Here is a 24356-nt window from a genome sequence, read left to right on the forward strand (position 1 = left end):
CTACAACCCCGCGATACCGGACAACTGCCGAACCTCGATGGCCGAGGCCGGGATCATCGATGCCAGTTTGACGGCCTCGTCGCGGTCGGCGGCACGCAACACGTAGAACCCGTTGGCCACCTCGGCACCCTCGGCGTACGGGCCGTCGGTGAAGGTCACCTTGCCGTCGCGCACCTGCACCGTGGTCGCGGTGGACGGCGGATGCAGCGGCGCACCGGCAAGCGTCTTGTCGCCGATGGTGTTGGCCAGCTCCATGTGCAGAGCCGCTTGTTTGTTCCACTCGTCGGTGCCGGGCACGTTCACGGACTCCGGCGGTTCCAGCAGCAGGGCCAGCCAGTCGTTGCGCAGCGGCTGCTCGGGTGCCCGCCAGTGGACCATCGGCCACACCTCGACCGCGCCGTACTTGGCTGCCGGGATGTCGCGGGCCAGCGCGAGCGCCTCGTCGAGGTTGTCTGCCTCGAATACGTAGTAACCGGCCGCCACCTCGGCGCTCTCGGCGAACGGACCATCGGTGATGGCCGGATTGTCCGGGCCGCCGGAGATGCGGACAGCACCCGCGGCCGGGGTCAGCGCATCGCCTGCACGTATGGACGCCGCAGCTTTGGCGTGGAAGTCCAGGTAGGCCGACATCTCGGCGGCACCCTGCTCAGGGGTGAGTGCGTTCTCCCGATTGATCAGTAGGGCGAAGTAGTGCATCGTCGTCTCCCGGTGTCAGCGAGTGAGAACCTGTTGTCCCCACTCTCTACCCATCCGACGAACGACGCCGCCCCGATCCGACAGCTCGGGAGAAATTACTTCTGCAGCGTGAACTGATGGACGCTGATGTGACCCGAGGCGAAGTACTTCTGGCAGCCGTTGAGGTACTTGTCGTAGCGGTCGTAGACCTCTTGGCCCTGGATCGCGATGGCCTCGTCCTTGTGGGCCTCGAGCGCGTCGGCCCAGATCTTGAGGGTCCGGACGTAGTGCGGGCCGATCTCCTGCAGCTGGGTGAGCTTGAACCCGGCTTCGAGCGCCCGCTCTTTCTCCATCTCAACCGAGGGCAGCCGGCCGCCGGGGAAGATCTCGGTCATGATGAACCGGGCGAACCGGGCGTCCTCGAACGTCATGTGCAGGCCGAGCTTCTGGCCTTGACGCAGGTCGAACCCGGTGATGTTGTGCAGGAGCATGGTGCCGTCGTCGGGAAGCGCGTCGTAGGCCATCTTGAAGAAGGCCGGGTAGCGGTCGAATCCGAAGTGCTCGAACGCGCCGATCGACACGATGCGGTCGACCTTGTCCTCGAATTCTTCCCAGCCCTGCAGGCGCACCTCGACCTTGCGGTCGGTGGGAACCTTCGCGAGCTTCTTGATGGCATATTCGCGCTGCTCGCCGGACAGGGTCAGGCCGATGACGTTGACGTCGTACTTCTCGATGGCTCGTGCCATGCAGGCGCCCCACCCGCAACCGATGTCGAGCAGCGTCATGCCGGGTTCCAGGCCGAGCTTGCCCAGCGCGAGGTCGAACTTGGCGATCTGCGCCTCGTCGCCGGTCATGTCTTCGCGTTCGAAGTACCCGCAGGTGTAGCCCATTGTCGGGCCGAGGAACAGTTCGTAGAATTCGTTCGAAATGTCGTAGATCGACTGCAGTTCTTCGTATTTCGGCGTCAATTCTGACATGTTCGAAATTGCTCCAAGCCTATAGATTTCCCTCGCGAAAAGTCAGCCTACAGCAGGTCAGGCCCGGTGGGCCTTGACTGCTGTCAACGATTTGACCTGGCAAACATGTGATGGGCGCCACTTTGTCTACTGCATCAACGGTGCCAGCGGGAATCGGATCGCCTGCGGCGCGATAGCGAAGCTGAGACGACACGCCTAGCGCTGCAGGGTGAACTGATTTACGTCGATGTAGCCGATCCGGAAGGCTTTCGCGCAGCCGGTGAGGTAGTGCATGTACCGCTCGTAGACCTCTTCTGACTGGATCGCGATGGCCTCGTCGCGGTGGTCCTGCAGCGCCGCCGCCCACAGGTCCAGGGTGCGTGCGTAGTGCGATTGCAGCGACTGCCTGCGGGTCAGGGTGAACCCGGCCTGTCCGGCGTGGTCCTCGACCATCTCGATCGACGGGAGACGCCCGCCCGGGAAGATCTCGGTGACGATGAACCTGATGAACCGCGCCATATCGAACGTCAGCGGGATGCCGCGCTCCTGCGCCTGCTTGGGATGCAGGCCCGTGATGGTGTGCAGCAACATCACGCCGTCGGGCGGCAGGGCGTCGTGGGCGAACCGGAAGAAGTCGGCGTAGCGCTCGTGACCGAAATGCTCGAAGGCGCCGATCGACACGATGCGGTCCACCGGTTCGGTGAACTGCTCCCAGCCACTGAGCAGCACGCGCTTGCTGCGCGGGCTGTCCGAACTGTCGAACAACTGCTGCACGTGCGCCAGCTGATTGCGGCTGAGCGTGAGGCCGACGACGTTGACGTCGTAACGTTCTAGGGCGCGCATCATCGTTGCGCCCCAACCACATCCGACGTCGAGCAACGTCATGCCCGGCTGCAGCCCCAACTTGCCGAGGGACAGATCGATCTTCGCCAGCTGGGCCTCGTCCAGTGACATGTCGTCGCGTTCGAAGTATGCGCAGCTGTAGGTCCTGCTGGAGTCCAGGAACAGCGCGAAGAAGTCGTCGGACAGGTCGTAGTGGGCCTGTACGTCTTCGAATTTCGGCGTGAGCTTGGCCGGATTTTTGGCCATGGTGTTGCCTCTCGGAGTCGTCCGAGGGCTGCGCTGCATCACGATTTGATGAGTCCGCCCCAGACTGCAGCAAAGCCTAAACCGGCATTACCCAGCTACCGAGCTTCACGGGCCCGGCAAATGCGCCGCGGGAGGAGTCTTGTTGCAGACTCACGAATCAGCTCACGCAGGCGAAGTTCGTCTTGAGCTCACCGACGACTTCGTCCCACACCGGTTCTGGTAGCTCGTGGCCCATGCCGTCGATCAATACCAGGCGGGCGCCCGCGATCGCCTTGGCCACGGCCCGTCCGCCGAACGGCCGCATCAACCGGTCCGCGAGGCCGTGGATCACCACGGTGGGAGCCGTGATGCGCCGGTCGTAGCGCAACAGGCTGCCGCTGCCGAGGATCGCGGCGAAATGCCGCGCGACGCCTGCCGGGTAGTACGACCGATCGTAGAGTTCCGCGGCCTCGGCGCGCATCTGGTAGTCGGGCGTCGGGTAGGCCGGGCTGCCGTTGAGCTTGCCGAGCCGAATGGCGTTGTCGATGACGGCATCTCGCGTCGAACCCGGCGGCGGGCCGGTGACCAGCGACAGCAGCTGCTTGACCCCCGGCGGCGGCAGGAGCGCCTTGTTGTTACTGGAGAAGATCACCGCGAGGGTCTTGGTCCGGTGCCGGTACTGCGCGGCGAACACCTGCGCGACCATCCCACCCATCGAGCCGCCGACGATGTGCGCGCTGTCGATGCCGAGGTGGTCCAGCAGGGCCGCGGCGTCGTCGGCGATGTCCTCGAGCGTGTACACCGACGGGCTGCGCAATCCCAGGAATGAGCGGGCCATCCGCAACGGCAACGGGGTGTCGACGCGCTGGCCGGACAACTTGGTCGACAGCCCGACATCGCGATTGTCGTAGCGGATGACGCGCAACCCCTGGTTGACGAGCTTCTCGCAGAAACCGTTGCGCCACAACAGCAACTGCGCGCCGAGCCCCATGATCAGCAGGACCGCGGGGTCGTTCGGATCGCCCATGTCCTCGTAATAGATGTCGAGATCGCCGGACTTCGCATAGCCGGTACGAACTTGCATCAATGCTCCTCGCGCGAGCGCTCGTCGGTCATCTACGCGTCGACCTCGTCAATGTCCTTGTGCTCGCGGCTGATGTCGACCATGAAATTGGCGAAATAGCCGGTGAGCTGCGGATCGCTCATCATCTGCCACTTGGGGGCGAGGAGTTTCATGTACCGCTCGACGTAGAGGAACTGTTTGCCGATGAGCACGAGCTCGCGGGGCAGCTTGACGTCGTACGCGTCGGCCAGCGCCGAGAGCTGCCTGCCGATTTCCGCATAGGACATATCGCCCAGCGACTTCATGGTCAGCGGGGTGGCGAACGCCTCGAGGTCCTTGGCGGCGTCGCCCTCGGGCTTGACGGTGCCGACCGCGCCCATCAGCACCACGATCTTGCCGGCGGCGGCATGGTCCTTCTTGACCAGCAGGGCGTAGACCAGCTCACGCAGCAGCCAGCGGGTGCGCGGATCGATGCGGCCCATGATGCCGAAGTCGAAGAACACGATCTTGGCTTCGTGATCCACGTACAGGTTGCCCGCGTGCAGGTCGCCGTGGAACAGGCCGTGCTTGAGGCCGCCCTCGAAAACGCTGAAGAGCAGCGCCTTCACCAGCTCGGTGCCGTCGAAACCGGCCTTACGGATGGCGGCCACGTCGTCGATGCGGATGCCTTCCACGCGTTCCATCGTCAGCACCCGCTGGCTGGTCAGGTCCCAGTACACCTGCGGCACCCGGATGTTCTCGCCCAGCGGTGAGGCGTGCATGTGCGACACCCATGCGTCCATCGACTGAGCTTCGAGGCGGAAGTCGAGCTCCTCGGCGAGGTTGTCGGCGAAGTCGGCGACCACGTCCTGGGCCGAGAGGCGGCGGCCCAGCTTGGCCAGCTCGACGATCTGCGCGCCGCGCTTGAGGATCTGCAGATCTGCGGCGACGCGACGGCGGATGCCCGGCCGCTGGATCTTGACCACCACCTCCTCGCCGGAGTGCAGGGTCGCGTAGTGCACCTGGGCGATCGAGGCCGACGCGAACGGCTTCTCGTCGAACGACTTGAACAGGTTCTGCGGGTCGTCGCCGAGTTCTTCTTTGAACAGCTTGTGCACGGCGTCGGTGTCGGCGGGGGGCACCCGATCCAGCAGGCTGCGGAACTCGCGGCTCAGCGGTTCGCCGAAAGCGCCGGGACTGGACGCGATGATCTGCCCGAACTTGACGTAGGTGGGGCCGAGATCGGAGAACGTCTGCGGGACCTGCTTGATGATCTTCTGCTGCAGAGAGCCCTTGCCGAGAAGGTTGGTGACCACGCGGGCGCCCGTACGGGTGATCTGCCAACCCGTCGCGCCGATGCGTGCGGCCTCGACCGGCAGGGGCACCCGATCCAGTTTGGCTCCCTCGCGCTGTTTTGTTTTCGAGGGGGGAGTGCTCATTAGGGCAGTGTCTCAAAACCGCCGGTACCGCCAAAAATGGGTGTGCTGCGTATCACAGGGACGCCGCGTGAGCAGAATGCGCAGAACCTCAAGATCGCTGGTTAGGGCCGCTTGTGAGCACAACCGCGCCACCGGTGCCCGCGCTTCGTAGCTTCAGCCAAAACGACTGGTTGAGGAGCGAACATGGCCACGATTCTGCAGGAATCCCAGGGCACCCCGATGAAGCGCGTGGCGATGGCCAGCTTCGTCGGATCTGCCATCGAGTACTACGACTTCTACATCTACGGCACGGCGGCGGCGCTGGTGTTCCCGAAGGTGTTCTTCCCGCATCTCGGTACGACGATGGCAACCGTCGCGTCGATGGCGACCTTCGCGGCGGCGTTTCTGTCGCGGCCGCTGGGTGCGGCGTTCTTCGGGCATTTCGGCGACCGGCTGGGCCGCAAGTCGACGCTGATCGCCACCCTGTTGATCATGGGCCTGTCCACGGTCGCCGTCGGCACGGTTCCCAGCGCGGCGACCATCGGCATGGCCGCGCCGCTGATCCTGCTCACACTGCGGCTCGTGCAGGGATTCGCGGTCGGTGGCGAATGGGCCGGTGCCGCGCTGCTGTCGGCCGAGTACGCACCGCCTGCCGAGCGCGGCCGCTACGGAATGTTCACGCAGATGGGTGTGGGCAGCGGACTGGTCATGAGCAGCCTGCTGTTTCTCGCGGTGAACAAGACCATCGGCGAATCCAGCCACGCGTTCGTCGTATGGGGCTGGCGGATCCCATTTCTCTTCAGCGCAGTGCTGGTGGTCATCGCGCTCTATGTCCGGCTCAACGTGGCGGAGACCCCGGTGTTCACCGGCCAGGCCCGCGGCGCTGCGCCCGTTACACCGCTGACCGCCCTGCTACGTGGACAGCGGCGCGAAGTGCTCCTTGCTGCGGGCAGCATGGTCGGATTCTTCGCGCTGGGCTACATGGCCAACGCGTATCTGATGAGCTACGCCCATACCCGCGTTGGCTTTTCGCCGGATTTGATCCTGCAGGTGGGGTTGCTCGGTGGAGTGATCGTGGTGGTGTTCAACGCGCTGAGTGCTGTGCTGAGCGACAGGTTCGGCCGGCGACGCGTCATCATGGTGGCGTTGGCCGCCGGTGTCCCCTGGACGTTCGTCGTGCTTCCGCTGATCGACACCGGCAATGCCGCGTTGTTCACGCTCGCCATGTCGGGTACTTACGCGATCGCCGCGAGTTCGTACGGGCCGATGGCCGCGTTCATACCGGAGATCTTCCGGACCAGGTACCGCTACAGCGGTGCCGGGCTGTCCCTGAACCTCGCGGGGTTGATCGGCGGAGCCGTGCCGACGATCGTCGCTGCACCGCTACTGGCCGCCTGGGGCACGCCTGCTGTCGGCGCCATGATGGCCGTGGTCGTCCTGGTCAGCCTGGTTTGCACATCGGCGTTGCCGGAAACGAAAGGTGCTGTTCTGCAGTAGATCTGCGCTCCATGTTGCACCGATGAGCCCCTGCTCGATTCGAATCAAGCAGGGGCTCAGTCGATTTGGCGCAGACGAACGCTTGAGCACAATGCGCGAATCTACCGGAAAGCGGATGTTGCGCGGGTTGTGCGCACAACCGCGACACCGGCTGGGCGGCCCCGTAGTTTCGTAGACGTGACAGCGTCACAAACAATCAAAATCCAGCTCACACAGGAGAACTCAGATGACAACCACCAACACCAAGTCCCGCTTCTTCGCCCGCTTCGTTGCGGCTCCGGTCGCCGCCGCAGGCATCCTTGGCGGTGCCGCACTGGGGCTGGCGGCAGGCGCCAACGCCGATCCGGGCCCCTCGGATCATTCCCGCAGCTACTCGGTGGACTACCGGCACGATTCGGGCGACCACCGCGAGCACCGCGAGTACCGCGACTGGGGCTTCTGGGGCTTCTGGCCGTGGCACCACTGGGACCACTCCTTCTACGGCCACCGCGGCGAACACCGCAGCTGACCCGCTCCACCCATACACTGAGCCCCTGGCCAATAGGCCAGGGGCTCAGTGTATTTCGCCTGCCTCAGGCGAAGCTGTGCTCGACCTCCTCGCGGCTGCGGACCGGGTCGCTGCCTGGTACGTACGACGGCTCGGTATGCGGCGCCAAGGCCGGGTCCACGCCGCCGGCCACCCGGGCCTGGGCCTGCCGGAACTCCGGAATGGACCCGGCCGCCAACTCCAGACCGTTGATGGTCGACCACACCAGGCCCCGGCGTGCGGTGCGCTCGATGATGTTGGGGGACTGGTGTGCAATCAGCTGCATGGCCCACTTCGGCATGGTGTCCCGGATGGCCCAGTCGATCGCGCTCTGCGGCATCGGCACATTCGGCCCGGTGGCCATGGCTGCCCCGTGGGTGAGCGCGAGCTTGGGAAGGTAAGACGTGAGGCAGTCGAGCGTCTCGGCCTTCGTGGCGGGAAGGCCGGTGCCACCAAGGGCGTGCCCGACGCGGATGAACTCGCCGTAGTAGCGGTCGAGTTTCTTGCCGCGCAAGGGTTGTGGGTGATACAGCTCGTGCGCGGTGGCCAGGCCCCAGACCACCGTGGCGTAGTTCCAGCGCAACCAGTCGGGATCGTCGGCGTCGTACGGTGCACCGTCGGGGCGGACGCCCTTGATGGTGTGGTGCATGGCCCGCACAGCCTTGGCCAGCCGTTCGGCGGTCTCGGTGGAGCCGTACGCGGTGCCTATGAAGAACGCGATCGAGTGGCCCAGGCGTACGGCGGCGCCCTTGGGGTCGATCTGGGGGATGGCCTGTCCGTCCTCGTCGCGCTTCACCAGCCGGGAGTGGTGCATGCCCATCCAGTAGATCGACGGATCGAGGCGCTCCATGTAGGCCGCGCACTGCAACCCGAAGATCAGGGCGTGCATGTGAGAGTGCACGTGCCACACCGCGCTGCCCGGGCCGAACCACCCCGGGTCACCCGCGGGCCCTTCGAAATCCATCCCACGGAAATAGTTCCGGCGAATGTCGGCGTCGAACTTCTGATTCAGCCACTGCCCGACGAACGGCATGAAGGGCACGGACCTCGGACTCAGCACGGCGGGGGCTCTCCTCACGGTTTGGCTACGGTCGTAACCACAATACATTTTGGCTACACCCGTGACCAGACTTAGTCTGTACTGATGTCATCTCCGACCCGGTGGGCGGGCGTGCCGCTGACGGACCGCCGCGCCGAACGCCGCGCGCGGCTCATCGACGCGGCGTTCGGCCTGTTCGGCGACGGCGGCGAGGCCGCGCTGTCGGTGCGTTCGGTGTGCCGCGAATGCGGCCTGAACACCCGCTACTTCTACGAGAGCTTCGCTGACACCGACGACCTGCTCGGCGCCGTGTACGACCAGGTGGCCGCGGCTCTTGCGGCCGAACTCGAGACGGCCATGGCGGGAGCGGGTGATTCGGTGCGGACACGGACCCGCGCCGGGATCGCCGCGGTGCTGGGCTTCAGCTCCGCCGATCCGCGGCGCGGCCGCGTCTTGTTCACCGACGCCAGGGCCAACCCCGTGCTGGCGGCGCGTCGCACCGCCACCCAGGACCTGCTCCGCGAAGCGGTCCTGACCGAGGGCGGCCGCCTGCATCCCGGCTCGGACCCGGTGGCCGCCCAGGTCGGCGCCGCCATGTACACCGGCGCGATGGCCGAGCTGGCCCAGCAGTGGCTGGCCGGGCACCTCGGCGACGATCTCGACGCCGTGGTCGAGCACGCGTTGCGCCTGGTGTTGGCGCGCTAGCCCTCGGCGGCGGGCCGCCCATCAGACTCGGCGGCGGGCCGCCAATCAGACTTCAGCGGGCCGCCACCGCTTGATCCACTCGGTCTCCGGCCATTCCTCCACAGCGGCCATCAACTCGTACATCGTTGCGCCGTCTATGGATTCACGGATGATGTCGGCGTGCCCGGCATGCCGGGCGAGCTCCTCCACGAGATGCATGGCCACCCAGCGCGGCGACCAGTGCTCGACGTCCTTGGGGAACCACGGCACCTCCTGCGGCACCGGCACGGGCACACCCAGGTCGGCGTCGGCGAAGGCCTGCAGCGTGGCGGCGTTCTCCGCCGTCAACGCAGCGACCAGATCGGCGAGGGTTTCGTCCTCGCGCATCACGTGCTGGTCGGCGTACTCGGCCATGATCTCCTCCATGGGCCGTGGATCCGGCGGCGGAAAATCCGGTGCCGACCTGACGCGATCAGCCCAGCTGCGCTGCACGGCGGTGACATGTTTGATCAAGCCGCCGACCGACAGCGCGCTCACCGACGGAGTGGACCGGGCTTGTTCGTCGGTCAAGCCGTGGCACACCGCGACGAACGCGTTCTGATTGTGGCGCAGGAACTCGATGAGGTTCTGACGCTCGTCGGCAGCGGGTGGGGGCATTCCGGGCATGTTCAGTTCTCCTGGTTGTGGTTTGAATGGACGTAAAGGTCGCGGATGCAGGCGATTTCGGCGCCGTGGTGGATGGCCTCCCGGTTGATGTGCAGTATCAGCTCGGTCATCGAGTACTCGGCCCATGGACCCTCCGCGGGCCCGCACGGCTGCTTGAGGTCATCCTCGCCCAGCGAGCGGACGCCGTCGATCCAGATTCGGTAGGCGTCGTCGAGTTGGCTCAGGGCCGTGGCGGCGTCGGTGGCGTACGGCCAGGTCTGGTAGTCGGCAGGCGCTCCGCCGAAGTGTGAGTGGTTGCGCATGGCGAAGACACCGACGATGACGTGCGCCAGCCGCCACGCGATGGTCGTGAACGGCTCCGGCTGCGGTGGGGGATAGCTGAAGTCGATAGCACCGTCGGGATGGATCGTCCAGCAACCGGGGACCGGCTGCCACAGGTACTCGTCATCGGTCAGTCCGTCGAGCCGGGGACGCAGTTGGTGGGTCCAGTGGTAGTCCAGCTGATCGGCCAGCGGGTTTCTCTGCATGAAGCCACCTTCGCACCCATAGAGGACAGTTTTTGTCCTAAGAGTGCGACAGACTTGCCGCATGGGCGAAACGACCAGTCGGGTGCTGCAACTGCTCGGCCTGCTGCAGTCGCGCCGCGTCTGGTCGGGCGAGGAACTGGCCCAGCGGCTCGGCGTCACGGGCCGCAGCGTTCGGCGCGACATCGAACGACTGCGTGATCTCGGCTATCCCGTGCATGCCAGCAAGGGGCACGGCGGCGGCTACCAACTCGGCGCCGGGGCGGCGCTGCCACCGCTGCTGCTCGACCCGGACGAAGCCGTCGCGATGGCCGTCTGCCTGCGTTTGGCCGCCGGCGGCAGCGTCGCGGGCGTCGGGGAATCGGCCTTGCGGGCCCTGACCAAACTCGACCAGGTGATGCCGGCGCGGCTGCGCTCACAGGTATCGGCCGTGCACGACGCCACCGTCACCCTGTCGCCCAACTCGTCGGACGCACCGGTCGAGCCCGATGTGCTGATGACCCTGGCCCGCGCCTGCCGCGACCGCGAACATGTCGCCGCCGGGTACACCGACATCCGCGGCAACAGCACGCAACGCAGGCTGGAGCCCTATCAGCTCGTCACGACGGGGCGCCGGTGGTACCTGATGGCCTACGACCGCGACCGTGCCGACTGGCGCACGCTGCGGCTGGACCGGATGTCCGAGGTCAGGGCGTTGGGCAGCACCTTCACGCCACGTGACGCTCCCGACCCGGCAGACTACGTGCGTCGGGCGATCAGCTCATCGCCGTATCGGTATGTGGCGCGAGTGCGCTATGCGGCCCCACAAGACGTTGTGGCACCGATGTTTTCACCCGCTTCGGCCACGGTCGAGGCGGACGGCCCGGATGCCTGCATCGTCACCGCGGGCGCCGACGACCCCGAACGCATGGTGGTGTACTTCGCCACCCTCGGTCACGATTTCGAGGTGCTGGAACCGCCTGAGCTGGCCTCCGCCGTTCGGGCAATGGCCGAACGCCTGTCCCGGAGCGCCGCGCGAACGTAAGGTTCGCTGCATGCGCGTCATCGCCGCGGAGTCGACGGAATTGTTCATCGGTTCCTCGGATCTGCCGGTGCAACTGGCCCGGGTGTCCTACACGGGATGCACGGCTGCGACGACCATCCGGGTGGACGGCGACGGCCTGTCCGGGCAGGCCGTCGCAGACGCGGGCGATGGTGTGGTCGAGGTCCCGGTGACCGTGCGCGACGCCGGACCCGGTGACACCCGCCTCGCGGTGGTCGAGGGATTCGAATTCGAGTTCACCGTCGCCGAACCCGGCTGGACCATGTACATGATTAGCCACTTCCATTACGACCCGGTGTGGTGGAACACCCAAGCCGCCTACACCAGCGTGTGGACCGAAGACCCGCCCGGCCGATGCCGGCAGACCAACGGATTCGACCTGGTGGCGGCCCACCTGGAAATGGCGCGCCGCGAACCGGAATACAAGTTCGTGCTGGCCGAGGTGGACTACCTCAAGCCCTACTGGGACGCGCATCCCGAAGACCGCGCCGACCTGCGGCGGTTCGTGGCTGATGGCCGCGTCGAGATCATGGGTGGCACCTACAACGAACCGAACACCAACCTCACCAGCCCGGAAACCGCCATCCGAAACTTCGTGGCGGGCATCGGTTTTCAGCGCCAGGTGCTGGGTGCGAACCCTGCGACGGCCTGGCAGCTCGATGTGTTCGGGCACGACCCGCAGTTCCCCGGCATGGCGGCCGACGTGGGCCTGACGTCCAGCTCCTGGGCCCGCGGACCGCATCACCAGTGGGGTCCGATGCAGAACGACGGCGATCCCGAGCGCATGCAGTTCGCCAGCGAATTCGAGTGGATCGCCCCGTCGGGTCGGGGGCTGCTCACCCACTACATGCCTGCGCATTACTCGGCCGGCTGGTGGATGGATTCCGCGGCGACGCTGGCCGAGGCCGAAGAATCCACCTACCGGCTGTTCGCCAAGCTCAAGCGCGTCGCGTTGACCCGCAACGTGCTGCTGCCGGTCGGCACCGACTACACGCCGCCCAACAAATGGGTGACCGAGATCCACCGCGACTGGAACGCCCGCTACGTCTGGCCGAGGTTCGTGTGCGCTCTGCCCAGCGAGTTCTTCGCCGCGGTACGAACCGAACTCGACTCACGCGGCGTCAAGCCGTCGCCGCAGACCCGGGACATGAACCCGATCTACACGGGCAAGGACGTGTCCTACATCGACACCAAACAGGCCAACCGGGCCGCCGAGGATGCCGTGCTCGACGCCGAACGTTTCGCGGTGTTCGCGGGGCTGCTCGGCGGTGCCGACTATCCGCAGGCGGCGCTGTCCAAAGCCTGGGTTCAGCTGGCCTACGGCGCCCACCACGACGCCATCACCGGATCGGAGTCCGATCAGGTCTACCTCGACCTGCTGACCGGCTGGCGCGACGCCTGGGAACTGGGCCGCGCAGCCCGCGACAATGCGCTGGAACTGCTCTCGGAAGCGGTGGACGGGTCCGTGGTGGTGTGGAACTCGTTGGCACACAACCGTACCGATGTCGTTACCCTCCATCTGGACGCTCCAGTGGGTGGCGTGCTGCTCGACACCGACGGCTCAGAGGTGCCCGTGCTGGTCGAGCACGGCGGCAGGACCGTGAGCTGGCTGGCCCGCGACGTGCCCTCACTGGGCTGGCGTGCCTACCGGTTCGCCGATGGCGCCGCGGCGCAGTGGAAACCGTTGGCAGGGTGCACCATCGAGAACGACCACTACCGGCTGACGGTCGACCCGGCTCGCGGCGGCGGGGTGGCCTCGCTTCTCCGGTCCGGCCGGGAACTGCTCGCCGACGGTGCGGTGGGCAACGAACTCGCGGTCTATGACGAGTATTCGGCGCATCCGCAAGCCGGCGAGGGGCCGTGGCACCTGCTGCCCAAGGGTCCGGTGGTCTGCTCGTCGGGCACTGCGGCCGACGAAACATTTTGTCAAGAAAGCGCTTTGGGACAACGCGTGACCGTCCGCGGCCGTATCGAGGGGCTGCTGCGCTACACCCAGACCATCACCCTGTGGCGAGGCTTGGACCGTGTCGACTGCCGGACGATCATCGACGACTTCACCGGATCCGACAAGCTGTTGCGGCTGCGCTGGCCGTGTCCGGTGCCCGGGGCACTGCCGGTCAGCGAGGTCGGCGACGCCGTCATCGGGCGCGGGTTCGGGCTGATGCACGATCACGAGCCGACGGCGGTCGACTCAGCCCAGCATCCGTGGACCCTGGACAATCCCGCCTACGGCTGGTTCGGCTTGTCCTCGGCGGTGCGCATCAAGGTCGGCGACGCGGTGCGTGCGGTGTCGGTGGCCGAGGTGGTGACCCCCGACCTCATCGATTCGTCCGACGTCGTTGACGCGCGAGAGTTGGTGGTGGCGCTGGCCCGCGCCGGTGTGACCGCCACCTGCAGCAGGGGGGACAAACCGCGCTACGGCAACCTAGCAGTGGATTCCAACCTGCCCGACACCCGGCTCGCTCTCGGCGGACCCAGTGAAAACTCGTTCACCGCAGCAGTTCTCGCCGAATCGGACGATGCGTACGGCAATGAACTGAAGCGCCAGTTGGACGCGACCGGATCTGCCAGGGTGTGGGTGCCCGCGACGGCGCCGCTGCGCGAGCAGTGGGTGCCCGACGCCGACCTGCGTGCCCCACGGGCGCTACCTGTGCTGATCTTGGCCGGTGATCTCGCGGCCGTGGTCGACGACCTGGCCGACGCCGAGATCGTCGTCGACCAGCACGTGCCGGCCGCAGCTGAAGCGTTCGAGCAACGCACCGTAGCGGTACTCAACCGCGGCATGCCGGGATTTGCCGTCGGCTCTGACGGTACCCTGCACACCTCGCTCATGCGGTCCTGCACCGGCTGGCCCTCGGGCACGTGGATCGACCCGCCGCGACGGACCACGCCCGACGGTTCGAACTTCCAATTGCAGCACTGGACACACACTTTCGACTACGCCTTGCTGGCAGGCGACGGCGACTGGCGCGCGGTCGGCGTCTGCGCGCGCGGGGCGGAGTTCAACCGGCCGTTGCGGGCGGTCCCGACTCGGCGTAGCCACGCAGGTGGCCTGCCGGCGTGGGGTTCACTGCTGGAGGTCGAGCCGGCCGGACACGTCCAACTCGCTGCGCTCAAGCCCACCGGCAACCCGTTGGCCTCCGGCAGTGTGCGGCTCGCCGAACCGGCGGCCGGTATCACCGTCCGGCTGGTCGAAACCGCAGGCAGCGCAACGGATGTCAAGCTGAGGTCCGGCTTGCGGTCCGCCGAGACGACGCCGTTGGACCTGCTCGAGGAGCCGCGGAAGTCACCGAGGTCGCGGGATAAGCTGCGGCTACACGGTTTTGAGATCGCGACCGTCGCGGCGCGGCTGAACCTGCCTCGGGTGCTGCGTGCGGAGCACCGCATACTGGCTCCGGAGGCCGAAGTCGCCCAACCGCTCTACGCCCGCTACTGGTTGCACAACCGGGGTCCGGCACCGCTCGGTGGGTTGCCCGCCGTAGCGCATCTGTTTCCGGAAAACCTCACCGTGTCAGTGGATTCCCCGGTGGTGCTACGCCTGACGGCGGCCAGCGACTGTACCGACGCCCCGCTGCACGGCCGGGTCCGGGTCATCGTTCCGCCGGGGTGGACCGCCGAGCCTGCCGAACTCCCGTTTGTGCTTCCGCCCGACGAGCATCTGGAAACCGAGGTGACGGTGGGCATGCCGGCCGGCGTCGCGCCCGGGCTGTACCCGATCCGCGCGGAACTCGTGGTCACCGGCACCGACGGGGCCGCCCTGCCGCCATCCTGGCGCCAGGTGGTCGAAGACGTCTGCCTGGTCACCGTCGGTGAACCGGGCGGTTCGGTGCTCAAGCTGAGCGCCGAACCGCAACCGGTAGAGGTCAAAGCCGGTGACAGTGGCCAGATTTCGATCGAGGTGGGAACCGATGCCCGAGCCGGCTTGAGCGCCGAGGCGCACTTGATCAGTCCGTGGGGCACATGGGATTGGATGGGGCCGCCTGCCGTAGGGTTTGAACTTCCGGCCGGTGGGGCGGCGCAGATCGATTTCGACGTGTCTCCACCGGAATGGGTGGACCCGGGTCAATGGTGGGCGCTGATCAGAGTGGGCTGTGCCGGAAGGTTGTTGTACACCCCTGCTGTCCGGGTGGTGGTGCGATGAATCACGGGGCCTCGATGGGTGTGGCCGCGATGGTCGCCGGTAAGCCGGTGCTGGTCAGTGAGATCGACGAAAGGGAGGCGATGGTGCGGGCAGGCAACCTCGCGTCGGCGCTGCCGCGTGAAGGCACGAGCGAGGGCAGGCAGTTGCGTCGTTGGCTGACACAGCTTGTCGCCGCCGAGCGCGTCGTCGCCGCGGAGGCGGCCGCCCGCGGGGCGAGTCCGGCCGGCGCGGTCGGCGAAGATGAACTGCTGCCGGATGTCGCCGCACGCTTGGAGATCGGCAGTGTGGCGGCCGCGGTGCTGGCCACGCCGCTCGCGCGGGCGGTGTTCGCTGAGGTCACTCAGGCTGTGGAGATCAGCGACGAGGACGTCACCGCGTACCACGCCCGCAACCCGTTGCGCTTCGCGTCGAAACCTGCCGTGCAGCAACAAGGTTGGCGAGCCAAACCGGTGCCGGCCGGGCTCGGTGAGGTGCGCGATCAGGTCGCAGCGCACCTGCTGGCCGCCGCGCGGCGCCGAGCCTTCCGGCTCTGGCTCGACGTGCGGTGTGCTGAACTGGTCGAGCTTGCGCCCGGGTATGAGCATCCGGGGGATCCGCGGCAGCCGGACAACACCCATAGGCACTGATGAGCGCTTGCGCGAAGAAGAGACAACACTGATGAGCGCTTGCGCGAAGAAGAGATTGCACTGATGAGCGCACTCACCCTGGCCCTGGACATCGGTGGGACGAAGGTGGCCGCAGGCCTTGTCGACTCCCGCGGCGCCTTGGTGCACCACGCCACTGCGCCGACCCCGCACGGGGACGCCGAGGCCATCTGGGCCGCCGTCGAGAAATTGCTCGTGGACACATTGCGCTTGGCCGAGGGGGCGGTGCGCGGCGTCGGCATCGGATCGGCTGGGCCGGTGGACCTGCCGAGTGGCACCGTCAGCCCCATCAATATCACTGAGTGGCAACGCTTTCCGATCGTCGAACGCGTCGAGTCGGTATCGCGGTTGCCGGTGCGACTCGGGGGCGACGGGTTGTGCCTGGCGTTGGGAGAGCACTGGCGGGGTGCCGGTCGGGGCGCGCGGTACATGCTTGGCATGGTGGTGTCGACTGGGATCGGCGGCGGCCTGGTGTTCGACGGCGCACCGTACGCCGGTCGCACCGGCAATGCCGGGCACGTCGGGCACGTGATCGTCGCGCCGGACGACGGGGCGCCGTGTACCTGCGGCGGGCGAGGCTGCGTGGAGACCATCGCCTCCGGCCCGCACCTGGTGCAGTGGGCGCGCGCACAGGGGTGGGCTGCGCCGGAGGGTGCCGACGCCAAGGCGCTGGCCGCGGCGGCCGAGTCGGGTGACCCGTTGGCAATCAAGGCTTTTCGACGAGGGGCCGCCGCCATTGCGGCCATGATCGCGTCGGTGGGAGCGGTGTGCGACCTGGACCTCGTCGTGATCGGCGGCGGGGTGGCCAAGTCCGGAGACCTGCTGTTCACGCCCATCCGGGACGCGCTTGCGGGTTATGCCGGGCTGACGTTTCTGCGCACGTTGCGCGTCGTGCCCGCCGAACTGGGCGGCGACGCCGGGCTGGTCGGTGCGGCCGCCCTCCTGCGGCCCTGAGGCTTCTTCATCTGGCGCTGCATGTGGGTGCGTCCCCAGTCGCACAGGACCTGCAGCACCGGTCCCAGCGTCATGCCGTACTCGGAGATCGAATAGTGCACGCACGGTGGCACGGTGCCCGCGTCGTGGCGATCGATGATCCCGGCATCGACGAGGTCGTGCAGATGCCGGATCAGCATGCGCTCGGTGATCTCGGGGATGCTGCGGCGAAGTTCGGCCGTGCGCATCGGCCCGTCGAACAACCGCCACAGGATGGTGCCCTTCCAGCGGCCGTCGATCACGGAGAGGGTGGCGTCGATCGGGCATTCGCCGATTTCCTTCTTCGAGACCGCCACGGTTGCGCCTCCTCGTCACGCTGTGCTGACTAATTTGTCAGTACCTTGTTTTTTGTCAGCATAGTGACCAGGGTCGAGGCTATGGAAATGATCGTGCAGATCGTGGCGGTACTCGTCATGGGAACTCTCGTCGGCGTCGAGTTCGGGGTCGCGGCATTCACCAATCCGATCGTGGAGCGCTTGCCCGACGACGCCTATCGACAGGCCCGCGCCACCGGCGGCCGGATCCTCGGCACCGTCATGCCGTTCTGGTACTTCGGCGCGGCGGCCCTGTTGGTCGGTGTGTGGTGGCTGGGACGCTCGCCGCTGGCGATTGCGGCGGTCGCGGTGATGGGTGTGACCATTGCCCTGACGGTCACCACGCTGGTGCCCATCAACAATCGCGTCACCGCGTCGGTGGGTGGTGGTCCCGAGGATGTGCCCGTCCGGGAACTGGCGCATCGATGGGACCGGTTGCACTGGCTGCGGGTGGCCCTGTTGGCTGTGGGGTTCGCGTTGCTCGTGGTCGCCGGCGCACGCTGAGCGGCCGCGAGCGTGCGCAGAGTGTCGGTGGCGTGCGGCGTGGCGGGCAGCAGACACGCACGGTCGCGGTGCAACGTGGGGCAACGCGGGGCGCACGGTCGCGGGGCAACGTGAGGCGCGAATTAGGAAGTCGGGCGGGTGTTCGGCTACTCTGGTCGGGTTCCACCGAAGACCGTCGGTCACCGAGTAATCGGTTGAAGGCCTGGGGTAACCCAGCGGCCCACGCAGGAGGACGAGGCTAGTTCGATGTGCGGGTGAACGCCCGCGTATTTTCCACGCCCCGACCTGTCTGCGTCGGGGCGTTCGTCATTTCATGGCCCTTCAAGAGTGTTCGAGGCCGGCGGCCCTGGTGGAGCAACCGATACCCACCACAAGGAGGCATGCATGGCCAAGGCTGACAAGGCCACGGCGGTTGCCGACATTGCCGAGCAGTTCAAGGGGGCGACGGCCACCGTCGTCACTGAGTACCGCGGGCTCACCGTGGCAAACCTGGCTGAACTCCGTCGTTCACTCGGCGACTCGGCCACGTACACCGTCGCCAAGAACACCCTGGTGAAGCGGGCCGCCTCGGAAGCCGGCATTGAAGGCCTCGACGATCTGTTCGCCGGTCCCACGGCGATCGCGTTCGTCCAGGGCGAGCCCGTCGACGCCGCCAAGGCGATCAAGAAGTTCGCCAAGGATCACAAGGCGCTCGTCATCAAGGGCGGCTACATGGACGGCCGTCCGCTCTCGATCTCCGAGGTCGAGCGGATCGCCGACCTGGAGTCGCGCGAGGTGTTGCTGTCCAAGCTCGCCGGCGCACTCAAGGCGAAGCAATCGCAGGCCGCGGCACTGTTCGTCGCCCCCGCTTCTCAGGTCGCACGGCTCGCTGCCGCGCTGCAGGAGAAGAAGGCATCAGAAGACGCCGCGTAGAGACCACCGCTTTCCCCATACATCCGTAAGAAATAAGGAAGGACCATCAACATGGCCAAGCTGTCCACCGAAGAACTGCTCGACGCTTTCAAGGAAATGACGCTGCTGGAGCTCTCTGAGTTCGTCAAGCAGTTCGAGGAGACCTTCGACGTCACCGCCGCCGCTCCGGTCGCCGTCGCGGCCGCCGGTGCCGCCCCGGCCGCCGCCGAGGCCGCCGAGGAGCAGACCGAGTTCGACGTCATCCTCGAGGGTGCCGGCGAGAAGAAGATCGGCGTCATCAAGGTCGTCCGCGAGATCGTCTCCGGCCTGGGCCTGAAGGAAGCCAAGGATCTGGTCGACTCCGCTCCCAAGCCGCTGCTGGAGAAGGTCACCAAGGAGGCCGCCGACGACGCCAAGGCCAAGCTCGAGGCTGCCGGCGCTTCGGTCACCGTCAAGTAGTTCGCTGCTTGTCAAAGATCCCCGGATCCCATGGGATCCGGGGATCTTTGCTGTTCTGGCATGTGTGTGCGATTTCAATAGACACAACCGTGTGGCGGTGGTAGTGCGTAGGTTATGGTGACTCAAGCCACAGGCCGCAGTCCGTGGCGCGGTCAGGCGTAGGCGGAAGGATCTTTGATGGGCGTCCAAATCGACGTAACCGGGCTCAGCAAGTCATTTGGATCGTCGAAGATCTGGGAAGACGTGACGATGAGCATCCCGGCCGGCGAGGTCAGCGTGCTGCTGGGCCCGTCGGGTACCGGTAAGTCTGTCTTCCTGAAGTCTCTGATCGGGCTGTTGCGCCCTGAGCGTGGCTCGATCGTCATCGACGGCACCGACATCATCCAGTGCTCGGCCAAGGAGCTCTACGAGATCCGCACGCTGTTCGGCGTGCTGTTCCAGGATGGCGCGCTGTTCGGCTCGATGAACATCTACGACAACACGGCCTTCCCGCTGCGCGAGCACACCAAGAAGTCCGAGAGCGAAATCCGCAACATCGTGATGGAGAAGCTCGAACTGGTGGGTATGCCCAACGACGGGCACAAGTTCCCCGGTGAGATCTCCGGCGGTATGCGCAAGCGTGCCGGCCTGGCCCGCGCGCTGGTGCTCGACCCCAAGATCATCCTGTGTGACGAGCCGGACTCGGGTCTGGACCCGGTCCGTACCGCCTACCTGTCGCAGCTGCTGATCGACATCAACGCCCAGATCGACGCCACGATCCTGATCGTGACGCACAACATCAACATCGCCCGTACCGTGCCCGACAACATGGGCATGTTGTTCCGCAAGCATCTGGTCATGTTCGGCCCGCGTGAGGTGCTGCTGACCAGCGAGGAGCCGGTGGTCAAGCAGTTCCTCAACGGCCGCCGGATCGGGCCGATCGGTATGTCCGAGGAGAAGGACGAGGCGACCGCGGCTGCCGAGCAGGCCATGTTGGACCTGGGTCAGCACGACGGTGGCGTCGAAGAGATCGAGGGCGTGCCGCCGCAGCTCATGGCGACCCCGGGCATGCCCGAGCGCAAGGCCGTGGCGCGTCGCCAGGCCCGCGTGCGCGAGATCCTGCACACCCTGCCGCCTGCCGCCCAGGCCGCGATCCTCGACGACCTGGAAGGCACCCACAAGTTCCCCGTCCACGAGTACGACGAGCCGACAGCGCGTCATCAGCGTTCGGGCGAAGACGACCCGACCGGCGTCATCGAGGTGCCCAGCCAGCACTGAGTCGCTGCACCATCAAATCCGGCGGGCCCGCGCAGGCACGCCGGATTTGCTGCATTCCGGAGGGCCTGTGCTTGCCCGGCTGATCGACCGGAAGTGAGATATCCCGACAAGTTTCCCGGCTCAAGAAGCGTGTGGACTCTTGACGGACGAGCCCAAACGGGCCAATCTGTTGGGCAGCATGTGTGAACGGGTACAGGACGCCAGCCAGCGCCAAGTGACCCATCTCATGGCATGGATTTGTGGTGGTTGAGGAATGCGCCGTTCTGCGCTATCGTTGGACGTTGCGCTGGCTGCATCCTGCCCACCTCACCTGTACCTGACATCGTGGTCCTAGCCTGAGCATTGCTCAGCACCTAGTCGCGTGCGTTGCGTCCGGGAATTTTGGACGGGGCTGAAGCAGGAGAAGCCAGCCGAACCGACGCAGAACAGAGCGACAGCAGGACCGGTTCATTCCGGCATCCGAATCGTCGCATGAGGTGCTGGAAGGATGCATCTTGGCAGTCTCTAGCCAGAGCACAGCGAACGCTAACACCAATAACTCCGTCCCAGGAGCACCGAACAGAGTTTCATTTGCCAAGCTCCGCGAGCCGCTTGAGGTTCCGGGGCTTCTCGACGTTCAGACCGATTCTTTCGAGTGGCTGGTCGGCTCCGACCGGTGGCGTCAGAACGCCGTCGACCGCGGCGAAGAAAACCCCGTCGGCGGCCTCGAAGAGGTTCTCGCCGAGCTCTCGCCGATCGAGGATTTCTCCGGCTCGATGTCGCTGAGCTTCTCCGACCCGCGTTTCGACGAGGTCAAGGCTCCGGTCGACGAGTGCAAAGACAAGGACATGACGTACGCGGCCCCGCTGTTCGTCACGGCCGAGTTCATCAACAACAACACCGGTGAGATCAAGAGCCAGACGGTCTTCATGGGTGACTTCCCGATGATGACCGAGAAGGGCACCTTCATCATCAACGGCACCGAGCGTGTCGTGGTGAGCCAGCTGGTCCGTTCGCCGGGCGTGTACTTCGACGAGAGCATCGACAAGTCGACCGAGAAGACCCTGCACAGCGTCAAGGTCATCCCGGGCCGCGGCGCGTGGCTGGAGTTCGACGTCGACAAGCGCGACACCGTCGGCGTGCGTATCGACCGCAAGCGCCGTCAGCCGGTCACCGTGCTGCTCAAGGCGCTGGGCTGGACCAGCGAGCAGATCACCGAGCGCTTCGGCTTCTCCGAGATCATGATGGGCACGCTGGAGAAGGACAGCACCGCAGGCACCGACGAGGCGCTGCTGGACATCTACCGCAAGCTGCGCCCGGGCGAGCCGCCGACCAAGGAGTCCGCGCAGACCCTGCTGGAGAACCTGTTCTTCAAGGAGAAGCGCTACGACCTGGCCCGCGTCGGCCGCTACAAGGTCAACAAGAAGCTGGGGCTCAACGCCGGCCAGCCGATCACGTCGTCGACGCTGACCGAAGAGGACGTCGTCGCCACCATCGAGTACCTCGTGCGCCTGCACGAGGGCCAGACCACGATGACCGTCCCCGGCGGCGTCGAGGTTCCCGTCGAGGTCGACGACATCGACCACTTCGGTAACCGTCGTCTGCGTACCGTCGGCGAGCTGATCCAGAACCAGATCCGGGTCGGCCTGTCGCGTATGGAGCGCGTCGTCCGCGAGCGGATGACCACCCAGGATGTCGAGGCGATCACGCCGCAGACCCTGATCAACATCCGTCCCGTCGTGGCGGCGATCAAGGAGTTCTTCGGCACCAGCCAGCTGTCGCAGTTCATGGACCAGAACAACCCGCTGTCGGGTCTGACCCACAAGCGTCGTCTGTCGGCGCTGGGCCCCGGTGGTCTGTCCCGTGAGCGCGCCGGCCTCGAGGTCCGCGACGTGCACTCGTCGCACTACGGCCGCATGTGCCCGATCGAGACCCCTGAAGGCCCGAACATCGGTCTGATCGGCTCGCTGTCGGTGTACGCGCGGGTGAACCCGTTCGGCTTCATCGAGACCCCGTACCGCAAGGTCGTCGACGGTGTCGTCACCGACCAAATCGACTACCTGACTGCCGACGAGGAGGACCGCCACGTCGTGGCGCAGGCCAACTCGCCGACCGACGCCGATGGTCGCTTCAGCGAGGACCGCGTCATGGTCCGCAAGAAGGGCGGCGAGGTCGAGTTCGTGGCGGCCGACCAGGTCGACTACATGGATGTCTCGCCGCGCCAGATGGTGTCGGTCGCGACCGCGATGATCCCGTTCCTCGAGCACGACGACGCCAACCGCGCCCTGATGGGTGCCAACATGCAGCGCCAGGCGGTTCCGCTGGTGCGCAGCGAGGCCCCGCTGGTCGGTACCGGTATGGAGCTCCGTGCCGCGATCGACGCCGGTGACGTGGTGGTCACGGCCAAGTCCGGTGTGGTCGAGGAAGTGTCCGCCGACTACGTCACCGTGATGGCCGACGACGGCACCCGGCACACCTACCGGATGCGCAAGTTCGCCCGCTCGAACCACGGCACGTGCGCCAACCAGCGCCCGATCGTGGACGCCGGGCAGCGTGTCGAGGCCGGTCAGGTCATCGCCGACGGGCCGTGCACCGAGAACGGTGAGATGGCGCTGGGCAAGAACCTGCTCGTGGCGATCATGCCGTGGGAAGGCCACAACTACGAGGACGCGATCATCCTCTCCAACCGCCTGGTGGAAGAGGACGTGCTCACCTCGATTCACATCGAAGAGCACGAGATCGATGCCCGCGACACCAAGCTGGGCGCCGAGGAGATCACCCGGGACATCCCGAACGTCTCCGATGAGGTGCTGGCCGATCTCGACGAGCGCGGCATCGTCCGCATCGGCGCCGAGGTCCGCGACGGCGACATCCTGGTCGGCAAGGTCACCCCGAAGGGTGAGACCGAGCTGACCCCGGAAGAGCGCCTGCTGCGTGCCATCTTCGGTGAGAAGGCCCGCGAGGTTCGTGACACGTCGCTGAAGGTGCCGCACGGTGAGTCCGGCAAGGTCATCGGCATCCGCGTGTTCTCGCGCGAGGACGACGACGAGCTGCCCGCCGGCGTCAACGAGCTGGTCCGCGTGTACGTGGCCCAGAAGCGCAAGATCTCCGACGGCGACAAGCTCGCCGGACGCCACGGCAACAAGGGCGTCATCGGCAAGATCCTGCCGGTCGAGGACATGCCGTTCCTGCCCGATGGCACCCCGGTGGACATCATCCTGAACACCCACGGTGTGCCGCGTCGTATGAACATCGGCCAGATCCTGGAAACCCACCTCGGGTGGGTCGCCAAGGCCGGCTGGAACATCGATGTGGCCGCGGGTACTCCGGAGTGGGCGGCCAAGCTGCCCGAGGATCTGTACAGCGCGCCGCGCGACAGCATCGTCTCCACCCCGGTGTTCGACGGTGCGCAGGAAGGTGAGCTGCAGGGCCTGCTCGGGTCGACGCTGCCGAACCGCGACGGCGAGGTCATGGTCGACGCCGACGGCAAGGCGACGCTGTTCGACGGGCGTTCCGGCGAACCGTTCCCGTACCCGGTGACGGTCGGCTACATGTACATCCTGAAGCTGCACCACCTGGTGGACGACAAGATCCACGCCCGCTCCACTGGCCCGTACTCGATGATCACCCAGCAGCCGCTCGGTGGTAAGGCGCAGTTCGGTGGCCAGCGCTTCGGTGAGATGGAGTGCTGGGCCATGCAGGCCTACGGCGCTGCGTACACCCTGCAGGAGCTGCTGACGATCAAGTCCGACGACACGGTCGGCCGCGTGAAGGTCTACGAGGCCATCGTCAAGGGCGAGAACATCCCTGAACCCGGCATCCCCGAGTCGTTCAAGGTGCTTCTCAAGGAGCTGCAGTCGCTGTGCCTCAACGTTGAGGTGCTCTCCAGCGACGGCGCGGCGATCGAGATGCGTGACGGTGACGACGAGGACCTGGAGCGTGCCGCTGCCAACCTCGGCATCAACCTGTCGCGCAACGAGTCCGCCTCTGTCGAAGATCTCGCCTGAGTTGTTTTCTAGTCCCGAAAGGGGAAAGGG

21 protein-coding genes are annotated in these 24356 nt (G+C 66.3%); 12 read left to right on the plus strand and 9 right to left on the minus strand.

Annotation, left to right across the window (positions count from 1 at the left end):
- The 5 genes from RMCB_RS14245 to RMCB_RS14265 all read right to left on the minus strand — a co-directional run bounded on the left by RMCB_RS14245 (nucleotide 1) and on the right by RMCB_RS14265 (nucleotide 5180).
- Entirely contained in the window at nucleotides 1-696 is a 696-nt protein-coding gene (locus RMCB_RS14245; protein ID WP_062829272.1) for a YciI family protein, read from the minus strand.
- Nucleotides 697-791: 95 nt separating this feature from the next.
- Complete coding sequence (locus RMCB_RS14250) at nucleotides 792-1652, minus strand: cyclopropane mycolic acid synthase family methyltransferase (protein ID WP_029370098.1); 861 nt, start codon at nucleotides 1650-1652, stop codon at nucleotides 792-794.
- Between the two features lie 195 nt (nucleotides 1653-1847).
- A complete protein-coding gene (locus tag RMCB_RS14255) occupies nucleotides 1848-2720 on the minus strand; it encodes a cyclopropane mycolic acid synthase family methyltransferase (protein WP_062829273.1) in 873 nt (290 codons plus the stop codon).
- 157 nt (nucleotides 2721-2877) lie between these two features.
- Complete coding sequence (locus RMCB_RS14260) at nucleotides 2878-3783, minus strand: alpha/beta fold hydrolase (RefSeq protein WP_062829274.1); 906 nt, start codon at nucleotides 3781-3783, stop codon at nucleotides 2878-2880.
- Nucleotides 3784-3815: 32 nt separating this feature from the next.
- Nucleotides 3816-5180 (minus strand): ABC1 kinase family protein, encoded by a 1365-nt coding sequence (locus tag RMCB_RS14265; RefSeq protein ID WP_062829275.1) that lies wholly within the window; start codon nucleotides 5178-5180, stop codon nucleotides 3816-3818.
- A 183-nt stretch (nucleotides 5181-5363) separates the two neighbouring features.
- Here RMCB_RS14265 and RMCB_RS14270 point away from each other — a divergent pair, with 183 nt between their 5' ends.
- Both RMCB_RS14270 and RMCB_RS14275 read left to right on the plus strand, forming a co-directional pair.
- Nucleotides 5364-6656 (plus strand): MFS transporter, encoded by a 1293-nt coding sequence (locus tag RMCB_RS14270; protein ID WP_062829276.1) that lies wholly within the window; start codon nucleotides 5364-5366, stop codon nucleotides 6654-6656.
- 226 nt (nucleotides 6657-6882) lie between these two features.
- Complete coding sequence (locus RMCB_RS14275) at nucleotides 6883-7164, plus strand: hypothetical protein (protein WP_062829277.1); 282 nt, start codon at nucleotides 6883-6885, stop codon at nucleotides 7162-7164.
- Nucleotides 7165-7228: 64 nt separating this feature from the next.
- Here RMCB_RS14275 and RMCB_RS14280 read toward each other — a convergent pair whose 3' ends face one another.
- Nucleotides 7229-8215: an oxygenase MpaB family protein gene (locus RMCB_RS14280; RefSeq protein ID WP_062829278.1), complete on the minus strand. Its 987-nt coding sequence runs from the start codon at nucleotides 8213-8215 to the stop codon at nucleotides 7229-7231.
- A 111-nt stretch (nucleotides 8216-8326) separates the two neighbouring features.
- Between RMCB_RS14280 and RMCB_RS14285 the strand changes: the two genes are divergently transcribed.
- Nucleotides 8327-8926, plus strand: a complete 600-nt coding sequence (locus RMCB_RS14285; RefSeq protein ID WP_062829279.1) for a TetR/AcrR family transcriptional regulator — start codon at nucleotides 8327-8329, stop codon at nucleotides 8924-8926.
- A gap of 45 nt (nucleotides 8927-8971) precedes the next feature.
- Here the strand turns inward: RMCB_RS14285 and RMCB_RS14290 are convergent, their stop codons facing one another.
- On the minus strand, nucleotides 8972-9571 hold the full coding sequence (locus tag RMCB_RS14290) for a DinB family protein (protein ID WP_062829280.1): 600 nt from the start codon (nucleotides 9569-9571) through the stop codon (nucleotides 8972-8974).
- A 2-nt stretch (nucleotides 9572-9573) separates the two neighbouring features.
- Nucleotides 9574-10098 carry a DinB family protein gene (locus tag RMCB_RS14295; RefSeq protein WP_062829281.1) on the minus strand — a complete coding sequence of 175 codons (525 nt, stop codon included), beginning with the start codon at nucleotides 10096-10098 and terminating at the stop codon, nucleotides 9574-9576.
- Between the two features lie 61 nt (nucleotides 10099-10159).
- Between RMCB_RS14295 and RMCB_RS14300 the strand changes: the two genes are divergently transcribed.
- The 4 genes from RMCB_RS14300 to RMCB_RS14315 all read left to right on the plus strand — a co-directional run bounded on the left by RMCB_RS14300 (nucleotide 10160) and on the right by RMCB_RS14315 (nucleotide 16876).
- Nucleotides 10160-11119 (plus strand): helix-turn-helix transcriptional regulator, encoded by a 960-nt coding sequence (locus RMCB_RS14300; protein ID WP_062829282.1) that lies wholly within the window; start codon nucleotides 10160-10162, stop codon nucleotides 11117-11119.
- A gap of 10 nt (nucleotides 11120-11129) precedes the next feature.
- Nucleotides 11130-15278, plus strand: coding sequence for a glycoside hydrolase family 38 N-terminal domain-containing protein (locus RMCB_RS14305; protein ID WP_062829283.1), 4149 nt, complete (start codon nucleotides 11130-11132; stop codon nucleotides 15276-15278).
- Between the two features lie 14 nt (nucleotides 15279-15292).
- Nucleotides 15293-15904, plus strand: a complete 612-nt coding sequence (locus RMCB_RS14310; protein WP_062829543.1) for a DUF7158 domain-containing protein — start codon at nucleotides 15293-15295, stop codon at nucleotides 15902-15904.
- 63 nt (nucleotides 15905-15967) lie between these two features.
- The gene (locus RMCB_RS14315; RefSeq protein WP_062829284.1) at nucleotides 15968-16876 is read left to right on the plus strand and encodes an ROK family protein; all 909 of its coding nucleotides are present in this window, start codon (nucleotides 15968-15970) and stop codon (nucleotides 16874-16876) included.
- On the opposite strand, the gene RMCB_RS14320 is transcribed toward RMCB_RS14315, so the two are convergent.
- Nucleotides 16777-17211, minus strand: a complete 435-nt coding sequence (locus RMCB_RS14320) for a winged helix-turn-helix transcriptional regulator (protein ID WP_072278472.1) — start codon at nucleotides 17209-17211, stop codon at nucleotides 16777-16779. The genes RMCB_RS14315 and RMCB_RS14320 overlap by 100 nt on opposite strands.
- Nucleotides 17212-17292: 81 nt before the next feature.
- On the opposite strand from RMCB_RS14320, the gene RMCB_RS14325 reads away from it, so the two are divergent.
- The 5 genes from RMCB_RS14325 (at nucleotide 17293) to rpoB (ending at nucleotide 24326) form a co-directional block, all read left to right on the plus strand.
- Nucleotides 17293-17733, plus strand: a complete 441-nt coding sequence (locus RMCB_RS14325) for an anthrone oxygenase family protein (RefSeq protein ID WP_062829286.1) — start codon at nucleotides 17293-17295, stop codon at nucleotides 17731-17733.
- A gap of 384 nt (nucleotides 17734-18117) precedes the next feature.
- Nucleotides 18118-18645 carry a 50S ribosomal protein L10 gene (rplJ, locus tag RMCB_RS14330; protein WP_029373156.1) on the plus strand — a complete coding sequence of 176 codons (528 nt, stop codon included), beginning with the start codon at nucleotides 18118-18120 and terminating at the stop codon, nucleotides 18643-18645.
- Between the two features lie 51 nt (nucleotides 18646-18696).
- Nucleotides 18697-19083 carry a 50S ribosomal protein L7/L12 gene (rplL, locus tag RMCB_RS14335; protein ID WP_029373155.1) on the plus strand — a complete coding sequence of 129 codons (387 nt, stop codon included), beginning with the start codon at nucleotides 18697-18699 and terminating at the stop codon, nucleotides 19081-19083.
- Nucleotides 19084-19260: 177 nt separating this feature from the next.
- Nucleotides 19261-20340 carry an ABC transporter ATP-binding protein gene (locus tag RMCB_RS14340; RefSeq protein ID WP_029373154.1) on the plus strand — a complete coding sequence of 360 codons (1080 nt, stop codon included), beginning with the start codon at nucleotides 19261-19263 and terminating at the stop codon, nucleotides 20338-20340.
- A gap of 476 nt (nucleotides 20341-20816) precedes the next feature.
- Complete coding sequence (gene rpoB, locus RMCB_RS14345) at nucleotides 20817-24326, plus strand: DNA-directed RNA polymerase subunit beta (protein WP_062829287.1); 3510 nt, start codon at nucleotides 20817-20819, stop codon at nucleotides 24324-24326.
- The last annotated feature ends 30 nt before the right edge of the window (nucleotides 24327-24356 follow it).

The organism is Mycolicibacterium brisbanense, from assembly GCF_001570425.1.
GTDB classification, from domain to species: domain Bacteria; phylum Actinomycetota; class Actinomycetes; order Mycobacteriales; family Mycobacteriaceae; genus Mycobacterium; species Mycobacterium brisbanense.